Annotated in this window: 15 protein-coding genes; 2 read left to right on the top strand and 13 right to left on the bottom strand. The window is 60.7% G+C overall.

Annotated features, from left to right (window positions below):
* The 12 genes from KO492_RS02090 to KO492_RS02035 all read right to left on the bottom strand — a co-directional run bounded on the left by KO492_RS02090 (position 1) and on the right by KO492_RS02035 (position 11,365).
* Positions 1–1,509, bottom strand: coding sequence for an aldehyde dehydrogenase (locus KO492_RS02090; protein ID WP_252735181.1), 1,509 nt, complete (start codon positions 1,507–1,509; stop codon positions 1–3).
* Positions 1,510–1,564: 55 nt separating this feature from the next.
* Complete coding sequence (locus KO492_RS02085; protein ID WP_216043450.1) at positions 1,565–2,380, bottom strand: aspartate dehydrogenase; 816 nt, start codon at positions 2,378–2,380, stop codon at positions 1,565–1,567.
* A 3-nt stretch (positions 2,381–2,383) separates the two neighbouring features.
* Positions 2,384–4,057, bottom strand: a complete 1,674-nt coding sequence (locus tag KO492_RS02080) for a thiamine pyrophosphate-binding protein (protein ID WP_216043449.1) — start codon at positions 4,055–4,057, stop codon at positions 2,384–2,386.
* A 10-nt stretch (positions 4,058–4,067) separates the two neighbouring features.
* The gene (locus tag KO492_RS02075; protein ID WP_216043448.1) at positions 4,068–4,859 is read right to left on the bottom strand and encodes an SDR family oxidoreductase; all 792 of its coding nucleotides are present in this window, start codon (positions 4,857–4,859) and stop codon (positions 4,068–4,070) included.
* Positions 4,856–5,794 (bottom strand): VOC family protein, encoded by a 939-nt coding sequence (locus tag KO492_RS02070; RefSeq protein ID WP_216043447.1) that lies wholly within the window; start codon positions 5,792–5,794, stop codon positions 4,856–4,858. The genes KO492_RS02075 and KO492_RS02070 overlap by 4 nt, the downstream gene beginning before the upstream one ends.
* Positions 5,791–6,609 carry an alpha/beta fold hydrolase gene (locus KO492_RS02065; RefSeq protein WP_216043446.1) on the bottom strand — a complete coding sequence of 273 codons (819 nt, stop codon included), beginning with the start codon at positions 6,607–6,609 and terminating at the stop codon, positions 5,791–5,793. The genes KO492_RS02070 and KO492_RS02065 overlap by 4 nt, the downstream gene beginning before the upstream one ends.
* Positions 6,610–6,616: 7 nt before the next feature.
* Positions 6,617–7,357, bottom strand: a complete 741-nt coding sequence (locus KO492_RS02060) for an SDR family oxidoreductase (protein ID WP_216043445.1) — start codon at positions 7,355–7,357, stop codon at positions 6,617–6,619.
* Positions 7,354–8,385 (bottom strand): aromatic ring-hydroxylating oxygenase subunit alpha, encoded by a 1,032-nt coding sequence (locus KO492_RS02055; protein ID WP_216043444.1) that lies wholly within the window; start codon positions 8,383–8,385, stop codon positions 7,354–7,356. Before KO492_RS02055 ends, KO492_RS02060 begins: the two co-directional genes overlap by 4 nt.
* A 78-nt stretch (positions 8,386–8,463) precedes the next feature.
* Positions 8,464–9,300 carry an ABC transporter permease gene (locus tag KO492_RS02050; RefSeq protein WP_082715416.1) on the bottom strand — a complete coding sequence of 279 codons (837 nt, stop codon included), beginning with the start codon at positions 9,298–9,300 and terminating at the stop codon, positions 8,464–8,466.
* Complete coding sequence (locus tag KO492_RS02045) at positions 9,297–10,271, bottom strand: ABC transporter substrate-binding protein (protein WP_216043443.1); 975 nt, start codon at positions 10,269–10,271, stop codon at positions 9,297–9,299. Before KO492_RS02045 ends, KO492_RS02050 begins: the two co-directional genes overlap by 4 nt.
* A gap of 31 nt (positions 10,272–10,302) precedes the next feature.
* Positions 10,303–11,073, bottom strand: coding sequence for an ABC transporter ATP-binding protein (locus tag KO492_RS02040; RefSeq protein ID WP_216043442.1), 771 nt, complete (start codon positions 11,071–11,073; stop codon positions 10,303–10,305).
* Positions 11,063–11,365 (bottom strand): recombinase-like helix-turn-helix domain-containing protein, encoded by a 303-nt coding sequence (locus tag KO492_RS02035; RefSeq protein ID WP_216043441.1) that lies wholly within the window; start codon positions 11,363–11,365, stop codon positions 11,063–11,065. Before KO492_RS02035 ends, KO492_RS02040 begins: the two co-directional genes overlap by 11 nt.
* Before the next feature lie 324 nt (positions 11,366–11,689).
* On the opposite strand from KO492_RS02035, the gene KO492_RS02030 reads away from it, so the two are divergent.
* The gene (locus tag KO492_RS02030) at positions 11,690–12,496 is read left to right on the top strand and encodes an IclR family transcriptional regulator (protein WP_216043440.1); all 807 of its coding nucleotides are present in this window, start codon (positions 11,690–11,692) and stop codon (positions 12,494–12,496) included.
* 41 nt (positions 12,497–12,537) lie between these two features.
* Here the strand turns inward: KO492_RS02030 and KO492_RS02025 are convergent, their stop codons facing one another.
* Complete coding sequence (locus KO492_RS02025) at positions 12,538–13,335, bottom strand: IclR family transcriptional regulator (protein ID WP_216043439.1); 798 nt, start codon at positions 13,333–13,335, stop codon at positions 12,538–12,540.
* A gap of 202 nt (positions 13,336–13,537) precedes the next feature.
* Between KO492_RS02025 and KO492_RS02020 the strand changes: the two genes are divergently transcribed.
* On the top strand, positions 13,538–14,485 hold the full coding sequence (locus KO492_RS02020; RefSeq protein WP_216043438.1) for a cupin domain-containing protein: 948 nt from the start codon (positions 13,538–13,540) through the stop codon (positions 14,483–14,485).
* The last annotated feature ends 90 nt before the right edge of the window (positions 14,486–14,575 follow it).

Genomic DNA, 14,575 nt, shown 5'->3' with positions numbered 1-14,575 from the left:
TCAGACCTCCGCAACCGTTGCTGCGGCCCAAGGATGCGGCTCTCCTGTCAAATCGACATAGACCGCTTTTTGCACCATATAGGCCCGCAGACCATCGCGGCCCTTTTCGCGGGCCATGCCGCTGTCTTTCTCGCCGCCGAACGGGGTCGAGACCGAGAATTGTTTGTAGGTGTTGATCCAGACCGTGCCCGTTGTGATCGCCCGCCCGATGCGCAGGCTGCGCGGGAAATCGCGGCTCCAGATGCCACAGGCCAAGGCGTAGTCATTGTCATTGGACTTGGCGATGACCTCGTCCTCGTCGTCAAAAGGCATGACCACAAGCACAGGTCCGAAGACCTCTTCGCGACAGATTTTATCGGTATTGGACACATCCGCCAGAATTGTCGGCAAGTAATAAGCCCCCGAGGCCAGTTCCGGATCATCAGGGCGTTTGCCACCGGCAAGCACGCGTGCCCCTGCGGCGACGGCCTCTTCGACATATCCTTCGACCGAGGCACGATGATCGGGATGCACGAGACAGGACACCTGCGTCGCAGGATCATGGGGATGGCCGACATTCAGCCGCTTGGTGGCCGCCACTAGACGCGCCACGAAACCGTCATAGATCGAGCGCTGCACGAACAGCCGCGCGCCCGCGATACAGCTTTGCCCCGTCGACGAGAAAATGCCAAAGAGGATACCGGAGAGCGCCAGATCCTGATCCGCATCCTCAAATACGATGGTCGGGGATTTGCCGCCCAGTTCGAGCGAGACCGGCATGAGCTTTTCCGCCGCCTGAGCCGCCAGCCGCCGCCCTGTGGAGGTGCCGCCTGTGAAAGAAACGCGCCCGATATCGGGGTGTTCGACCAGAAGGTTGCCAATCTCGCGCCCTGCCCCCGGCAGGACAGAGAACAAGCCTTCGGGCAGGCCGGAGGCCTCGACAATCCGCGCCAGTTCCAGCGAGACCAGAGGCGACCAGCTTGCCGGTTTCAAAAGCACCGCATTGCCCGCTGCAAGAGCTGGCGCGACCTTTTGTGCGTCCGAGGCGATCGGCGAGTTCCAAGGCGTGATCGCCGCCACAAGCCCGATGGGCTCCCACACCGACATGGTCAGCGCCGTGCCGCGTTGCGTGGTCAGCGCCTCGTCCGAGGTCTCAAGCACCGCGCCGAAATAGCGGAATGTCCCCGCTGCAGAGGCGGCCAGTGCGCGGGTCTCGGTCAGGGTCTTGCCCGTGTCCCGTGTCTGGATCCGCGCGATCCGTTCAATATTCTCCTCGATCCCGTCGGCGATGCGATAGAGATAGCGCGCCCGTTCATGGGGTTTGAGATTGCGCCACGCCGGATCGGCCTGTGCCACCTTTGCCCGCGCAATGGCCCGCTCGCCATCGGCGCGCGAGGCACCCTTGAGCACGCAGTTGACAGAGCCGTCTGCGGGGAAGATCGAGGTGATCTCCGCCCCCGTGCCCTCTTCCCATTGCCCGCCAACAAACAGTTTGCCATCGGGCAGGTCGATTTTGATCTCGTCTTTCATCTCGCTCTCCTCACATTACCCGTATCCCAACCGGACCCGCGCACATATGCGTTCTTCAAATGGCGATCGGCCCAAGCCGGTTACGGATTTCGCGCAGCACCGAATAGACGGTTGCCAGCGAGGTTTTCACATTGCCACCACTGGCCTTGTTGGCGATCTCGATCGACACGCTGGCCAGCGGGGATGTCAATTCGTAGCGGTGGGCGTTTCCGGTGGCTTCAGGATCGGCAACCAGCGTCACCTGCGTGGTCTCGAAACCGCCGCCCGCCAACGCCAGTGCTGCCGCCACATTGGCATTTTTCGGATAGGCCAGCGCCGCTTCCCGCGCTGTGCCGTGGAAAAACTCCAAGGCGTGATCCAGAGCATCCAGATCAACCGTCTCCGCCACGGGCGTGCCCGCCCATGCTTTCGGCGGTTTGGTCCCGAAATAGCGCAGGGTCATGTCGCCTGCGGGGGCAAGTCCGGCCAGAATGTCCAGCCCCCCGACCGCACCCGAAGGCAGGATCAGACGGGCCTGCCCCGCTTTGGCAGCAGCAAGAAGCGCGTCATGCAGGCTCTGGTCGGAAAGCGCGCCGATGGACACCACCACCAGATCCGTGCCCGTTTTCAACACCTTCGCGGCATAAGCCTCAACGGCATTGTGACCGGCCACTTCCACCACGAAATCCGGGGCGGCTGCGAAGAAATCCGCGTCCTGTTCCACAAACGTGGTGCGTGCAACCAAGTCCGGCGCGATCTGTTGAAGCGCCTCTGTGCTTGTCGCGGCACGTCCCGCGCGGACCAGCACCGTGATCCGTGCAATGTCCAGATCTCCGAGCAAGCCGAACAATTCGCGGCCAATGCTCCCGAAACCGATCACTCCCAGATGCATGGCTTACTCCGTCTTCCCTGCGGCACCGGCGGGCGGGCCTGCGAAGCTTTGCGCAAAGGGCCCGATGGCGCACATATCCACCTCGACCACATGCGGGCCGTCCTTGGCCATCGCCGCTTCGAACACGGCTTCAAAATCACCAATGGCGCTTACCTTGCTGTGCGGCATGCCGATGGAGCCGCAGAAGGCCTCGAAATTCGGGGTGTGAAGCGCGCTGTAGTGGTGTCGCGAGTCATATTGGGCGTCCTGAATGTTCTTGATCACACCATAGGCCTGATCGTTCATCAGGATATAGACAAGCGGCGCGTTTTCTTCGACTGCGGTGATCATCTCCGCAATGCCGAGCATCGTGCCCCCGTCGCCCAGAAGCGTCACCGTTTTGGCGGTTTGACAGGCCAGCGCGGCACCGATCCCCATGGCAACACCTTGGCCGATGCCACCGCCCAGAGCGTGCACCCCGTGACGCGGATCGGCGATGCGCACATGGCGGTTGCCGAAGGTCGAGTTGGAAATCGTCACATCACGCACCCAAGGATGCCCGCCAGCCGGAACCCGTTCGGCCAGAAAGTCCGCCAGTTGGCGATACGGCCCAAGCTGGTCGCGCAACACGCCTTCGCTCTGCGCCCGCGCCTTGGCGATGTCAAAACGCAGCCCTTCGTCCGTGTCCAGTTTCTCCGGCAGAAGCGCCAGTAGCCGCTCCAGCGTGTCGCAGGCATCGCCGTGAATGAACTGCTCCACCGAATAGTTGCGTCCGCCTTGGGACGCATCGGCATCAATCTGCACCAACGGGCGCGGCAGCGGCATTTTGTTGTTGCGGGTCTCGTTGCCACGCAGACGCGAGCCGACCACAATCATCAGGTCACAGCTTTCGTAAAGCTCAACCGCCGCAGGCGTCATGTTGTAGGCCCCAAGGTTGGCGGGATTGTCCTCCGGCACCACGGCACGGCCATTGGTCGAGGACACCGCCCCAAAGCCGCGACGGACCAGTTCGCGCGCCGGTTCACAGGCGGCAATCGCACCGCCCCCGAGCCAGAGCATCGGACGGCGGGCGGATTTCACCCGTTCGGCCAGTTCCTCAAGCGCCTCGTCGCGGGCCTGCGGACGTTGGACCAGCGGCGGATAGGCCCGTGCAGAGCCTTCGACCGGCCCGCGTTGCACATCCACCGGAATTTCAAGGCTGACCGGACCGGAGGGCGCAGACATGGCAGCCGAACAGGCCGCTGTCAGCGCACCGATCGCGCTTTGGCCGTCCCACATGCGGAAGACCGCCTTGGACAGACCGCGCAGCATTTCCGGCTGGCGCGGCACATCGTGGATCGCCGCACGGTCGCGGTCGGCAAATTCGCGGTCCACCTGCGTGGTAATGTGCAAAAGCGGTGTGCCCGCAGTCAAGGCTTCGGCCTGTGCCCCTGCCGCATTGCCTGCCGCCGTGCCGGTCGAGGTCAGACAGACGCCCAACTCACCGGACACCCGCGCAAAGGCATCGGCCATATTCATCGCACCGGCCTCACCGCGTGCGGGCACAAAACGGATGCGGCCCTGACGCGCCACGGCGTCCAGAATTGGCATGTTATGGATCGAAATGACCCCGAAAATCGTCGAAACGCCGATGTCGGCAAGGTAGCGGGCGATGAAATCCCCCACAGTTTCGGTTTGAAGCGTGCTGTCCATTTTCATACTCAAGTCCTTAGATGTAACGCGACAGCCCGCCGGAAACTTCCAGCTGTGCGCCTGTGATATAGCTTGCGGCCCGAGAGCCGAGGAACGCGATGGCATGGGCGGCCTCTTGCGGATCACCCAGACGCCCGAGCGGGATGCCCTTGCGTTTGGCGAGCGCTCCGTACCATTCTTCGCGGGACACGGATTTGTCTTCGCGTTCGGCAAAACGCCGTGTCCACTGACCGGAGCCGACAAGGCCCAGCAGGATCGAATTCACCCGCACATCGGGGGCCAGTTCGACCGAGAGGCTTTTGAGCAGGTTCTGAACCCCTGCACGCGCCGAAGAGGTGCAGACCATATGTGGCTCGGGCTGATAGGCCAGCAGCGAGTTCACCGCGACAATCGCACCTTTGGCCTCTTTGAGCATCGGCATGAAAGCGCGGGTCGGATAGACTTGGCTGAAGATTTTCAGCTCGTATTCCGCGCGCCAGTCCTCATCAGAGGTGTCCGCAAAAGAGGACAAACGCCCCTGCCCTGCATTGTTCACCAGCAGGTCACAGCCCCCGAAACGGGCCTGCACCTCGGCGGCAAAGGCATTGACCGCCTCCGGTTCAAGCACGGAGAAGGCTTGGGTATAGACATTTTCCTCGCCAAAATCGCGTTTGAGAACCGCGCTGACATCGCTCAAACGGTTTTCGTTGCGCGCACAAAACGCCACCTTGGCTCCGCTGGCCAGAAGCAGCTTGACGGTTTCAAGCCCGATCCCCGAGGAGCCGCCGGTCACGACAGCCACGCAGCCTTTGTAATCATAGGTATTCATTGAGAAGCCTTTCCGACAGTCGCCTGTTGGGCCAGTTCCGGCCATCCTGCATCCGGTCGCCCCTGCATCACCGCACGTTGCGCGGGGGTGGGCGGACCTGCGGTCATCCATTGGTCCATTTTTTCGGGCACATCACGCGGCCAGACCTGTGCCTCGTGGGTGGTCTCGTCGATCTGTTGCAATTCCGTGGTAAATTCGATCACGAACCCCGAGGGGGACACGAAATAGGCAAAGGGATTGTCCCCCGGCCCGTGCCGCCCTGGTCCCCAGCTCGGCACATGGCCTTTCTGTTTCATGCGACCAATTGCGCGCATGAATTCGTTGATTGTGGGCACTTCGAAGGCGACGTGGTTCACGGACGGGTAATGCGCCCGCACCAGAGCAATCGAGTGATGGTTCGAATTGCAGCGCAGGAACACCATCTGGTCGGCGGAATAGTCGGAGGCGCGGAACCCCAGAACCCGTTCCCACCACGCTTCGCGCCCCTCAAGGTCGGGCGTGTTGAGCACCACATGGCTCACCTTGCGCGGCATGGCCCATTCCTCGCGGTCGTCCAGCTCACGCGCCTCGCAGCGGAAGCGCAGGCGGCGCATGTCGGGGTCAAGCATCTCGAACCCGTAGCCGCCAATCCAGTCGTCAAACTCCGCCGGTGCACCCAGCACGGTCTCGCCCATGCCGCTGACCTGTGCATAGAGCGCATCCATATCGGCGCGACTATCCATAGCGAAATGGATATATTCGATGCCGAACACCTCCCCCTCTTTGAGCCCGTAGAGACAGGGTTCGGGACCGGTGCCGCGCAGATAGGCGACGCCTTCTTCTTTATGGGCCAGAGAGAGACCCCACATATCTTCGTAAAACGGGAGTGTCTCGGGCAATCCCGGACCGCGCATGACAATGCCACGCAGCGCTCCCACACGAACCATCTCGGTCATGATGACCCTCCTTCAGGTGTCAGGCAGCGCACAACGGCAGCTGCGAATTCATTCGGGCATTGTTGATAGGCGGCATGACCTGCGCCTTGAATGGCGACCATCTCGCGGCGATAAGCGTCGGGGATGGCGGCATGGGCCTTGTGACTGCTCAAAGGCGGCGTGATCACATCTTCGGCCCCGTAAATCACCGAGGCCGGCACCGCGCAGTGCGCCAGATCTTCGAGCAACCGGCCAGAGGCCAGCATCCGTGCTGCCTGCCCGTAGCCGGGCATGGAGACCTGCGCCATGCCATCGGTGACGAAACGCGCCACCTCGGGATTGGCCTCAGGCGCAAACACCAGACGCGGCGCACGGGCGGCGGCAAAAGCATCCGGCCCCATCTCTTCCAGATCCGCGATCCGTGCCTTGGACGCGTCCGACAATTCCGTTCCGGCCTCAACCCCGTGCCCCAAAGCACAGCAGGCCAGAACCATCCCCTGCACCCGTTCGGATGCACGCCGAACAAAAGACGCCGCCGTCAGACAGCCAAGCGAATGGCCCAGAAGCATGACCTTGTCCAAACCCAGCCGGTCAAGAAAACCCTCAAGCGCCGCCGCATAATCCGCCGCTTCGGGCCAGTCCTGCGCCAGCGGCTGCGACGTGAGATAGCCCGGCGCATGCCATGCGATCACGCGCCAGTCGGCAGGCAGCTTGTCCTCAAACGGCGCAAAAGAGCCGCCATTCGATCCGATCCCGTGCAGACAGACCAGAACCGGCCCCGAACCTGCACGTTCCAGATAGGACAGGCCCTCAGAGATATGTGCCTCGAACCCCATCAGCGCCTCACTTGAACACGAAACCGTTGTTGACCGGCAGCACCTGCCCCGTCAGCGTCAATGCGCCTTTGGTCAGCAGAAACGCGATCACATCGGTGATTTCTTCCGGCCCTTGCGGACCGGGCACAGCACTGTTCTCCTGATAGAGTTGATGCCGCGCTTCCGGCACATATTCGGTGCTTTGCGTGGTCAGGATACCCGGTGCAACCGCCGTGACCCCGACACGGTCAGGACCGAGTTCGCGGGCGTAGGAGCGCGTCATCGACATGACGGCCCCTTTCGAGGCGGTGTAAGCCATAAGGCGCGGCGCTCCCCAAAGGGCGGTGTCAGAGGCAAGATTGACCACACGACCCGAGCCCGAGGCCTTGAGCATTTCTGCGCAGGCACGGATCATCAGCCATGTGCCACGCACATTGACCTGCATGACCTTGTCCCAGACATCAATGTCGATCTCGTCATAGGTGATCCCGCCGATACCCGTGGCAATCGCACCACAATTCACCAGCCCGTCGAGCTTGCCTTCACACAGGGCGGAGGCTTTTTCGGCCAGTTCCGAAATCGACGCGGGATCGGCCAGATCAACCGGCAGAAACTGCGCACCAAGCCTTTGGGCGGTGGCTTTTCCCTCCTCGACCAAAAGATCGGCCAGAATGAGCTTCGCCCCTTCGGCGGCGAGCTTTGAGGCGATTTCCGCCCCCAGCCCGCGCGCAGCTCCGGTCACAAGGATATGTCGATCTGCAAGGATCATTCCGCTGCAACCTTGAGTTCGGCTTCAACCTGCTTTTTCGCAGCCCGTGTCAGAATCTGGCGCAAGCGGCTGACGCCGAGGTCGTGCTGGTAGAGCATCTCGCGTTTGCGGGCGTCGTCGGGCATGCCCTCCAACATGACACGGTCCTGTTCGAGCACATCCCAATGGGTCTTTTCCATCTTCGCCCGATAGAGGAAGCGCCAGCTTTCACGCGCGAACCCTTCGACCTGACGCATCCGCCAGAAGAAAACCTTGCACTTGCGCGGCCCCATCGGGGACACGAACCCGATGATGCGGAACACGCCGCCGGGACCTGCGGCGGGCGGATAGGGAATATCGAGGAAACAAAACATATTGCCCGGATGCACTTCGAATTCCGTCCAGTCGAAATTCGCCCCGACCTGCCCCACGCGGCTGATGAGGAAACCGTCATCCGTCTTCTTCAACTCCATGAGATCCTGTTTGGACCCGAACGCCAGAGTAAAACTGTCCGCATGGAGGTAACAGCCGTGCATCGGGTCGGCGAGGTTGTCGAGCGCGTAGCGGTAGTTACATTCCCAGATCGATGTGCACAGGAAACCGGCCCATTCGTCAGAGGAGAACTCTTTCGGCAGGGTCAGTTCCGGCGGCTCCGGCTGTTCAACGGAGGGCACATAGACGAACACGGCGTCATAGGCTTCGGTCACGGGGAAATGGTTGAGCGCCTTGCGGCCTTCCAACGCACATTCCGGCATGGCGGGCACACGCTGCACCACACCTTCGCCATCGACGATCACACCGTGATAGCGACAACCGATATTGCCGTCATGGATTTCACCGTAAGACAGCGGCGCACCACGGTGCGGGCAGAAGTCCTCGATACATTTCAGCGCGCCATTCTCGTCGCGCCACAGCACGATCTTCTCCCCAAGCAGCTCGGTGCCATAGGGGCGATCCTTGCGTATCTCGACAGATTTCGCGACAGGATACCACTGACCCCGCAGGCCGGTATTTACGCGTTCTTCGATCAAAGCTTTCTTGTCGGTCATCGTCTTTCCTTTCGACAGGAAGTGTATGGTAGGGACCGCGCGCAGCCTCTCGGCGCGGTCGAAATGTTCAGATGCGGATCAGTGCTGGGCCTTGGGCAGGTAATGGAGCACCCGCGTTTCCACCCGTTCGAGCACCATGTAGAGCGCGGTGCCGATCAGGGTGAGCAGCCCGATGGCGTTGAACACCATCGCCGCATTGGCCTGACCGCCGCCATAGGAGATCAGATAGCCAAGCCCCACATTACCACCAACCAGTTCGCCCACGGTGACACCGATCACGGCCAGAGTTGAGGCGATGCGCAGCCCCGCCATCAGGTTCGGCAAGGTCGAGGGCATTTCGATCTTCACGAAAATCTGCCAGCGGCTCAGCGAATAGGCCCGTGCCAGATTGACCAGATCACGATCCACCGTGCGCATGGCTTGCAAGACGTTCACCAGCACAGGGAAGAACACGATCAGCACGGTCACAAGGAGCTTCGGCATCGCATTATAGCCGAACCACATGATGAACAGCGGCGCAAAGGCGACTTTCGGCGCGATCTGGAGCGCCAGAATATAGGGCGAGACAACCTTTTCCCAAAACGGCGACATGCCAAGCAGATAGCCGATGGCCGCGCCCAAGGCCGACCCGACCGCAAAGCCGATCACGGTATAAAGCGCAGTCGAAGCCGTATGGGACACAAGCCGGTCAAAGGTATACATCCGCCCCAACTCGGCCAGACAGTCGCTCAAGGTCGGAATGATATAGCGCGGAATATCAAGCGCCGTCGGCAGCACCTCCCACAGCACCAGAACGACAAGCAGAATACCTGCCGAAACATAAAGATGTGTGCGGGACGTGGACATAGCGGAAACCTTTTTCTTGGATTTCAGAGGAAGCTGTGGAGCCGCCGCTCCTTGTGTCGTATCGGTCATTCGATGAACTCATTGGTATAGAGGTCTTCCACAGGGGTTCTGCCGCGCACGATCCCTGCGTCGACGTAGAAATCCTGCACTTCGGCCATCTGGTCGGCAGAGAATGTGCCAAGCGGGTGGTCGGATGCTTCGGCGTAGACCTTTTCCGCATAGGCGCGCATGATGGCTTCGATCTCGTCTTCCTTGCCGGCGTGTTGCGGAACGAAGGATACGTAATCCGCCGCAGCCTGCGCAGGATCGGCCTTGATGTCCTCAATGGCGTGGATCACCGCATTCACAAAACCGGAGACCACTTCGGGGCGCTCTTCAATCGTTTCGTCGGAGGCAAAAATCGCCTGAGCCATTGCCGGGAAATAGGTATCGACCGGCACTTGCTGCATCTCAACGCCCGCGCCTTCGACGGCGGCAATCCATTCCGGCACGCCGGACATCCCGTCGAGATCGCCGGAGATCGAAAGCTGGATCACACCGCCAGCACCGACAGCCTGAATATCGACATCATCCTTGCTCAGGCCAACAGAAGAGAGCACGCCCAAGAGGTTGTAATAGGTCGTGTCCTGATAGGCGAGCACACCGAAGGTCTTGCCTTTGAAATCCTCGGGCCCCGAAATGCCACGATCAGCGCGCCATGCAAGCTGGGTCAACCCGCGACCACCAAGCAGGGCCACCCCTTTGATCTCAAGACCATTGGCCCGCACGATGATCGGCGTGTCACCAATGCCGCCACCCAGATCGGCGTTTCCGACAGCCACCTGCGTGGCAACATCCGCTCCGCCCTTACCGATGCGGAAGGTCACATCCAGACCCGCCTCGTCGAAATAACCCTTCCCCTTTGCAATGTGGAACGGCGAGAAGGCCGGAAGGAAGTCGGGGGCCGGAAAGAGGTAGGTCACGGCTTCGTTGGCATAGGCCGCAGCGGCTCCGAACAGGACCGCAGTGGCGGTTGTCGCAGAAAGAATGAAACGTTTCATGGTTTTCCCTGTTGTTGGAATGGCGCCTTGTTCAGAAGGCTTTTTCTTCGAGCTTGAGGTAGGCAAAAATCTGCGCCGCATATTCGGACACTTCCGGCAGAGCGCGGCGTTTGAGCGGCTCGTCGCGGTGCGGCAGGTCAACATTGATCTCCGCGATCACCGTTCCCGGACGTTCCGAGAGCACAAGAATACGGTCGGACATCAACACGGCTTCCGACAGATCATGGGTGATGAGCAGCGTGGTTTTCTTCTGCTCGGCGATGACCTTAGAAAAACTGTTTTGCAACAGAAGCTTGGTCTGGGCATCCAGCGCCGAGAACGGTTCATCCAGCAGGATGATCTCAGGGTCGATGGCCAGCGTGCGCGCCAGAGCCGCGCGTTGACGCATGCCGCCGGAGAGCTGATAGGGGTAATGATGCTCGAACCCACCGAGGTGACAGGCTTGAAGCACTTTCATCGCCCGCGCACGGCGCTCGTCCCGTTTCAATCCGCGGGATTCGAGCCCGAATTCCACGTTGGAGATAATATCCCGCCACGGCAGCAAAAGGTCTTTCTGGAGCATAAAGCCCACATGGGCATTCGGTCCGTCAACCTTTTCGCCGGACACAAGCACTTCGCCCTCGGTCGGCTGATACAGCCCCGCCGTCATGCTCAGGATCGTGGATTTCCCGCAGCCCGAAGGCCCGACAACGGAGACGAACTCGCCCTGCTCCACACGGAAGTCGACGTCATTTACCGCCGTGAGCGTGTCGCCCGTCTTGGACGGAAAGCGCTTGATGACATGGCGGAATTCAAGCGCCATAGCCGTGCTCCTGATAGGCCGCATCAAAATCGGCATTGATCGCCTTCAACTCTTCTTCGAGCAGATCGGCGGTCCAGTCGGAGCGGCCCGAGACCGGCCCCTTGATGCCTTTGGCAGCCAGACCGGCAGCGAGATCGGCAGCTTCGGTCACGCCTGTGCCGTAGACCTCCATCATCGCCTCGGCAAAAGCCATTTCCACGTCGGTCAGCGCGCGACCGCATGATTGGTGTCCAAGCGCCGGGCGCGACGTATCCTGTGCGCGTTGAGAAAGGCGGTCTTTGAATGCGTCCATCTGAGTTTCCTCACCTGCTGTTGGGGCAAATGTGCCGGACATTGCGAATTGTTCTATATCGAACACTGTGTTCATAATGGGCGAGATGATTTTCACCTGTCAACCTTTTCACGCCCTCAAACGACAATTTTTTGATCATCGCCCAAAACTAAAGCAGGGCGAAATCTTCAACTTGTCATAGGCTTTTGGCAAAATCAGGTGATCGTCAGAGCCCATTTCCGGCATCGATGACGTCGCGTTGTTTTCGGCTTGGACACGGGACAATTATCGTTCATTATTGAATAAATAGTTCTAATAATAACTCTTAGCCCTCTGGAGTTTTGCATGGCCGCACCCACAAGCGAAACAACCGACCCCAAGACCAATGCCTATGACGTGCCCCCCGTGACGCGTGCAATCAACCTGCTGCGCTACATTGCGGCGGGGAACCGTTGTCGGAACACCTCCAAAGCCGCGAGCGCCCTTGGAATCAATCGCACCACCTTGATTCGCCTGTTGCACACGCTGGAGCGCGAACAGATGATCGAAAGCGACCGCGAGGGCGGCGGCTATATCTTGTCCTACGGCTTGCTCGAACTGGCGGCGAATATGCTCTCGGGGCGCAATGTCGTCCGCCTCGCCCGTCCGATCCTGTCGCGGCTCGCCACCGAGATCGGCCTGTCGGCGCATTTCGGCGTGCTCTCGGGCACCGAAGTGATCGTGCTGGTGCGCGAGACGCCTAACGTCCAGATCATCAGCAATGTCCATGAAGGCTCGCGGCTTCCCGCCCATGCGGCGGTGATGGGGCGGATCATTCTGGCCAATATGCCGCGCGAAGAGGTGCTTGCCCTCTTTGCCGACCACCCCATGAGCGCGGTGACCAGCAAAACCCCCACCTCTCTGGACGATCTGAGCACCCAGCTTGACCATGATGCCCGCGAAGGCCTCGCATGGTCTGTGGCCTTTTTCGAAGAAGGCATCGGCTCTTGCGCGGCGGTGGTGCTGGATCACTCCAACACCCCCGTCGGCGCCATCAGCGTCTCTGGCCCACAAGCCACATTCGATCTCGGCGCAGACAAACGCGACCAGATCGCCGTAGCCATCCGCGCCGCGGCCAAGCAGCTTTCGTCACTGATGGGACATGCCGGGTGAGTGGAAGGTGCCCGCGACCCTGAAGGTGCCTGCCTTCTTGCTCACGCTTCTTGATCACGCGGATCCCAGCCCAGAAGCCTTGAAATCCGGTGCGCTGTGGAGGACAGGTCGTCGCGGACCTCTGCTTGCAACTCCTGCTCTGCCTCTGCGGATTTCGGGGCGGTCACATTGATGGCGGCCACGACCTGTCCTGTCATGTCACGCACAGGAGCGGCGGCGGAGACGATGCTGGCTTCGAAATCTCCGGTATGGATCACCACCGCGTGCAGCCTGTCACGCGCGGCTTGCTCCAGAATCCCCGGAAGTGCAGGACCTTTTCCTTTGGGGCCGGAGGCGAGGTCTTTGCGATAGAGCGCGATCAGTTCCTCCTCTCCCAAACCGGCGAGAAGCACGCGGCCCATCACCGTGCCCCGCGCAGGAAGGCGGCTACCGACCTGCACGATTGACGGGTCACGGCGCGGCGCGGGCACGCGCAGGACATAGAGCACTGAGGTGCCGTCCAGAATCCCCATATGCGACGACCAGCCCGTGCGCTGGCGCAGGCGCTCCAGTTCCGGTTGGGCAATTTCCACGATCTCGCGGGTGGCCACATAACCATAGGACAGGCGCAGCACGGCAGGGCCGAGCACATAGCGATGTGCCCGCTCGTCGAGCAACAGATACCCCGCTTCGGACAGGGTATAGACCGTGCGAAAAGCCGCAGAGCGGGTGATGTCCAGCGCCTTGGCGATCTCCGCCAGACTCATGGCGGGGCGCTCCGGTGTGAACAGCCGGATGACGGAAAGCCCGCGCATCAGCCCCGGCACCAGATAGCGATCCTCGTTTGTCTTTTCTGCCATACCTCTCCACACCCTCTTTTGCCCGCGCCCGATCCGATACGGGATGGGACCACGCCTCAGGGGCATGCCCCCGTTCGCCTCATAGCACCTACAGGCAATACGTTTTACAGGCAAAACGCAACATCACGCACAAAACATTTTTTCCTATAGTGAGTCCGGTAAGGAAAAACTTCCGCCACCAACAGTTCAGAGGATCACGCACATGACTGTACAAGATAAGGACTTCGCAACGCTTGCAGATGCGCTCAAAGCGCACACCGGTCGCTTCACCGACAAACAGTTCGACTGGAAAGCCTTCCCCTCGAATGTCGGCTATGAGGATCTGGCCCGCGCCCAGATGCGCTACATCGGCGCTGGCGGTTCTCCGAAAGTGGGTGACACCAGCACGCTCAAGCCCGAGCATTTCACCCTGTCGCTCATCTACAAAGAGCCGGGACGCTACGCCGCCTGTCACAGCCACGAGATTGAAGAGAGCTTTCTCATCATCAACGGTGCACTGATCGTCGGTTGGGAAAAAGACGGCGAAGTGGTCGAAGTGAACCTCGGCCCGAAAGACATGATCCTCAACGCCCGCGAAATCGGCCACGGTTTCCGTGTGGATGGCGTCGAGCCTGTGATGATGTCGATCTCTGTCGATGTGGGCAAACCCCTGCCGCCGGTCTATCACTACCACCCGAAAGACTGCGCCCCCGAGCTGGCACGGACCTTCGGCGCGGAACCGGGCAAGACGCTCAAATTCGACCCTGAGGGCGATCACCCGCTGCAAAAACTCATGGCGAAATATGTCGTGCGCCACTCCGAACTGGAAACCCATTGGGAAGACGCCGGCTTCACCCGTAAAATCTACTGCGGTCCTGGCGGCGTTGAAACCGACACCTGCCGCAAGGAAATGCTCGGTGTGCCGTCACGTGTGGGCGTCAAACCCTTCTCCCGCGATGTCGAAGACGCCTTCCTCGTGCTCGAAGGTTCCCTGATTGTCGGCTGGGAAGAAGATGGCGAAACAGTCGAAGTCGAACTCGGCCCACGCGATCTGGTACAAACCCCCGCAGGCCGCAAACACTGGTTCCGCAACAACGGCGCAGGCCATGCAACCGTCTGGTATGTCGTTGGCACAGCCGAGCCGGAAACGGTCAAATTCGAAGCGATCTAAGCGCGCGCGACCAGAGACGAAACAATGCCGCAGGTCCCCCCCTGCGGCATTTTTATATGCCCGGCACATGTGACCCGACACCATACTAGG

Origin of the sequence: Celeribacter halophilus, assembly GCF_018860305.1 — a bacterium.
In the GTDB taxonomy this organism is placed as follows: domain Bacteria; phylum Pseudomonadota; class Alphaproteobacteria; order Rhodobacterales; family Rhodobacteraceae; genus Celeribacter; species Celeribacter halophilus_A.
Note: the sequence above shows the minus strand (reverse complement) of the source record. Positions and strands in the feature narration are given on the sequence as shown.

Excerpts from the sequence above, each read along its gene's own strand:
- KO492_RS02090 (WP_252735181.1), bottom strand. The coding sequence starts at position 1,509 with ATGAAAGACGAGATCAAAATCGACCTGCCCGATGGCAAACTGTTTGTT.
- KO492_RS02085 (WP_216043450.1), bottom strand. The coding sequence starts at position 2,380 with ATGCATCTGGGAGTGATCGGTTTCGGGAGCATTGGCCGCGAATTGTTC.
- KO492_RS02080 (WP_216043449.1), bottom strand. The coding sequence starts at position 4,057 with ATGAAAATGGACAGCACGCTTCAAACCGAAACTGTGGGGGATTTCATC.
- KO492_RS02075 (WP_216043448.1), bottom strand. The coding sequence starts at position 4,859 with ATGAATACCTATGATTACAAAGGCTGCGTGGCTGTCGTGACCGGCGGC.
- KO492_RS02070 (WP_216043447.1), bottom strand. The coding sequence starts at position 5,794 with ATGACCGAGATGGTTCGTGTGGGAGCGCTGCGTGGCATTGTCATGCGC.
- KO492_RS02065 (WP_216043446.1), bottom strand. The coding sequence starts at position 6,609 with ATGGGGTTCGAGGCACATATCTCTGAGGGCCTGTCCTATCTGGAACGT.
- KO492_RS02060 (WP_216043445.1), bottom strand. The coding sequence starts at position 7,357 with ATGATCCTTGCAGATCGACATATCCTTGTGACCGGAGCTGCGCGCGGG.
- KO492_RS02055 (WP_216043444.1), bottom strand. The coding sequence starts at position 8,385 with ATGACCGACAAGAAAGCTTTGATCGAAGAACGCGTAAATACCGGCCTG.
- KO492_RS02050 (WP_082715416.1), bottom strand. The coding sequence starts at position 9,300 with ATGACCGATACGACACAAGGAGCGGCGGCTCCACAGCTTCCTCTGAAA.
- KO492_RS02045 (WP_216043443.1), bottom strand. The coding sequence starts at position 10,271 with ATGAAACGTTTCATTCTTTCTGCGACAACCGCCACTGCGGTCCTGTTC.
- KO492_RS02040 (WP_216043442.1), bottom strand. The coding sequence starts at position 11,073 with ATGGCGCTTGAATTCCGCCATGTCATCAAGCGCTTTCCGTCCAAGACG.
- KO492_RS02035 (WP_216043441.1), bottom strand. The coding sequence starts at position 11,365 with ATGGACGCATTCAAAGACCGCCTTTCTCAACGCGCACAGGATACGTCG.
- KO492_RS02030 (WP_216043440.1), top strand. The coding sequence starts at position 11,690 with ATGGCCGCACCCACAAGCGAAACAACCGACCCCAAGACCAATGCCTAT.
- KO492_RS02025 (WP_216043439.1), bottom strand. The coding sequence starts at position 13,335 with ATGGCAGAAAAGACAAACGAGGATCGCTATCTGGTGCCGGGGCTGATG.
- KO492_RS02020 (WP_216043438.1), top strand. The coding sequence starts at position 13,538 with ATGACTGTACAAGATAAGGACTTCGCAACGCTTGCAGATGCGCTCAAA.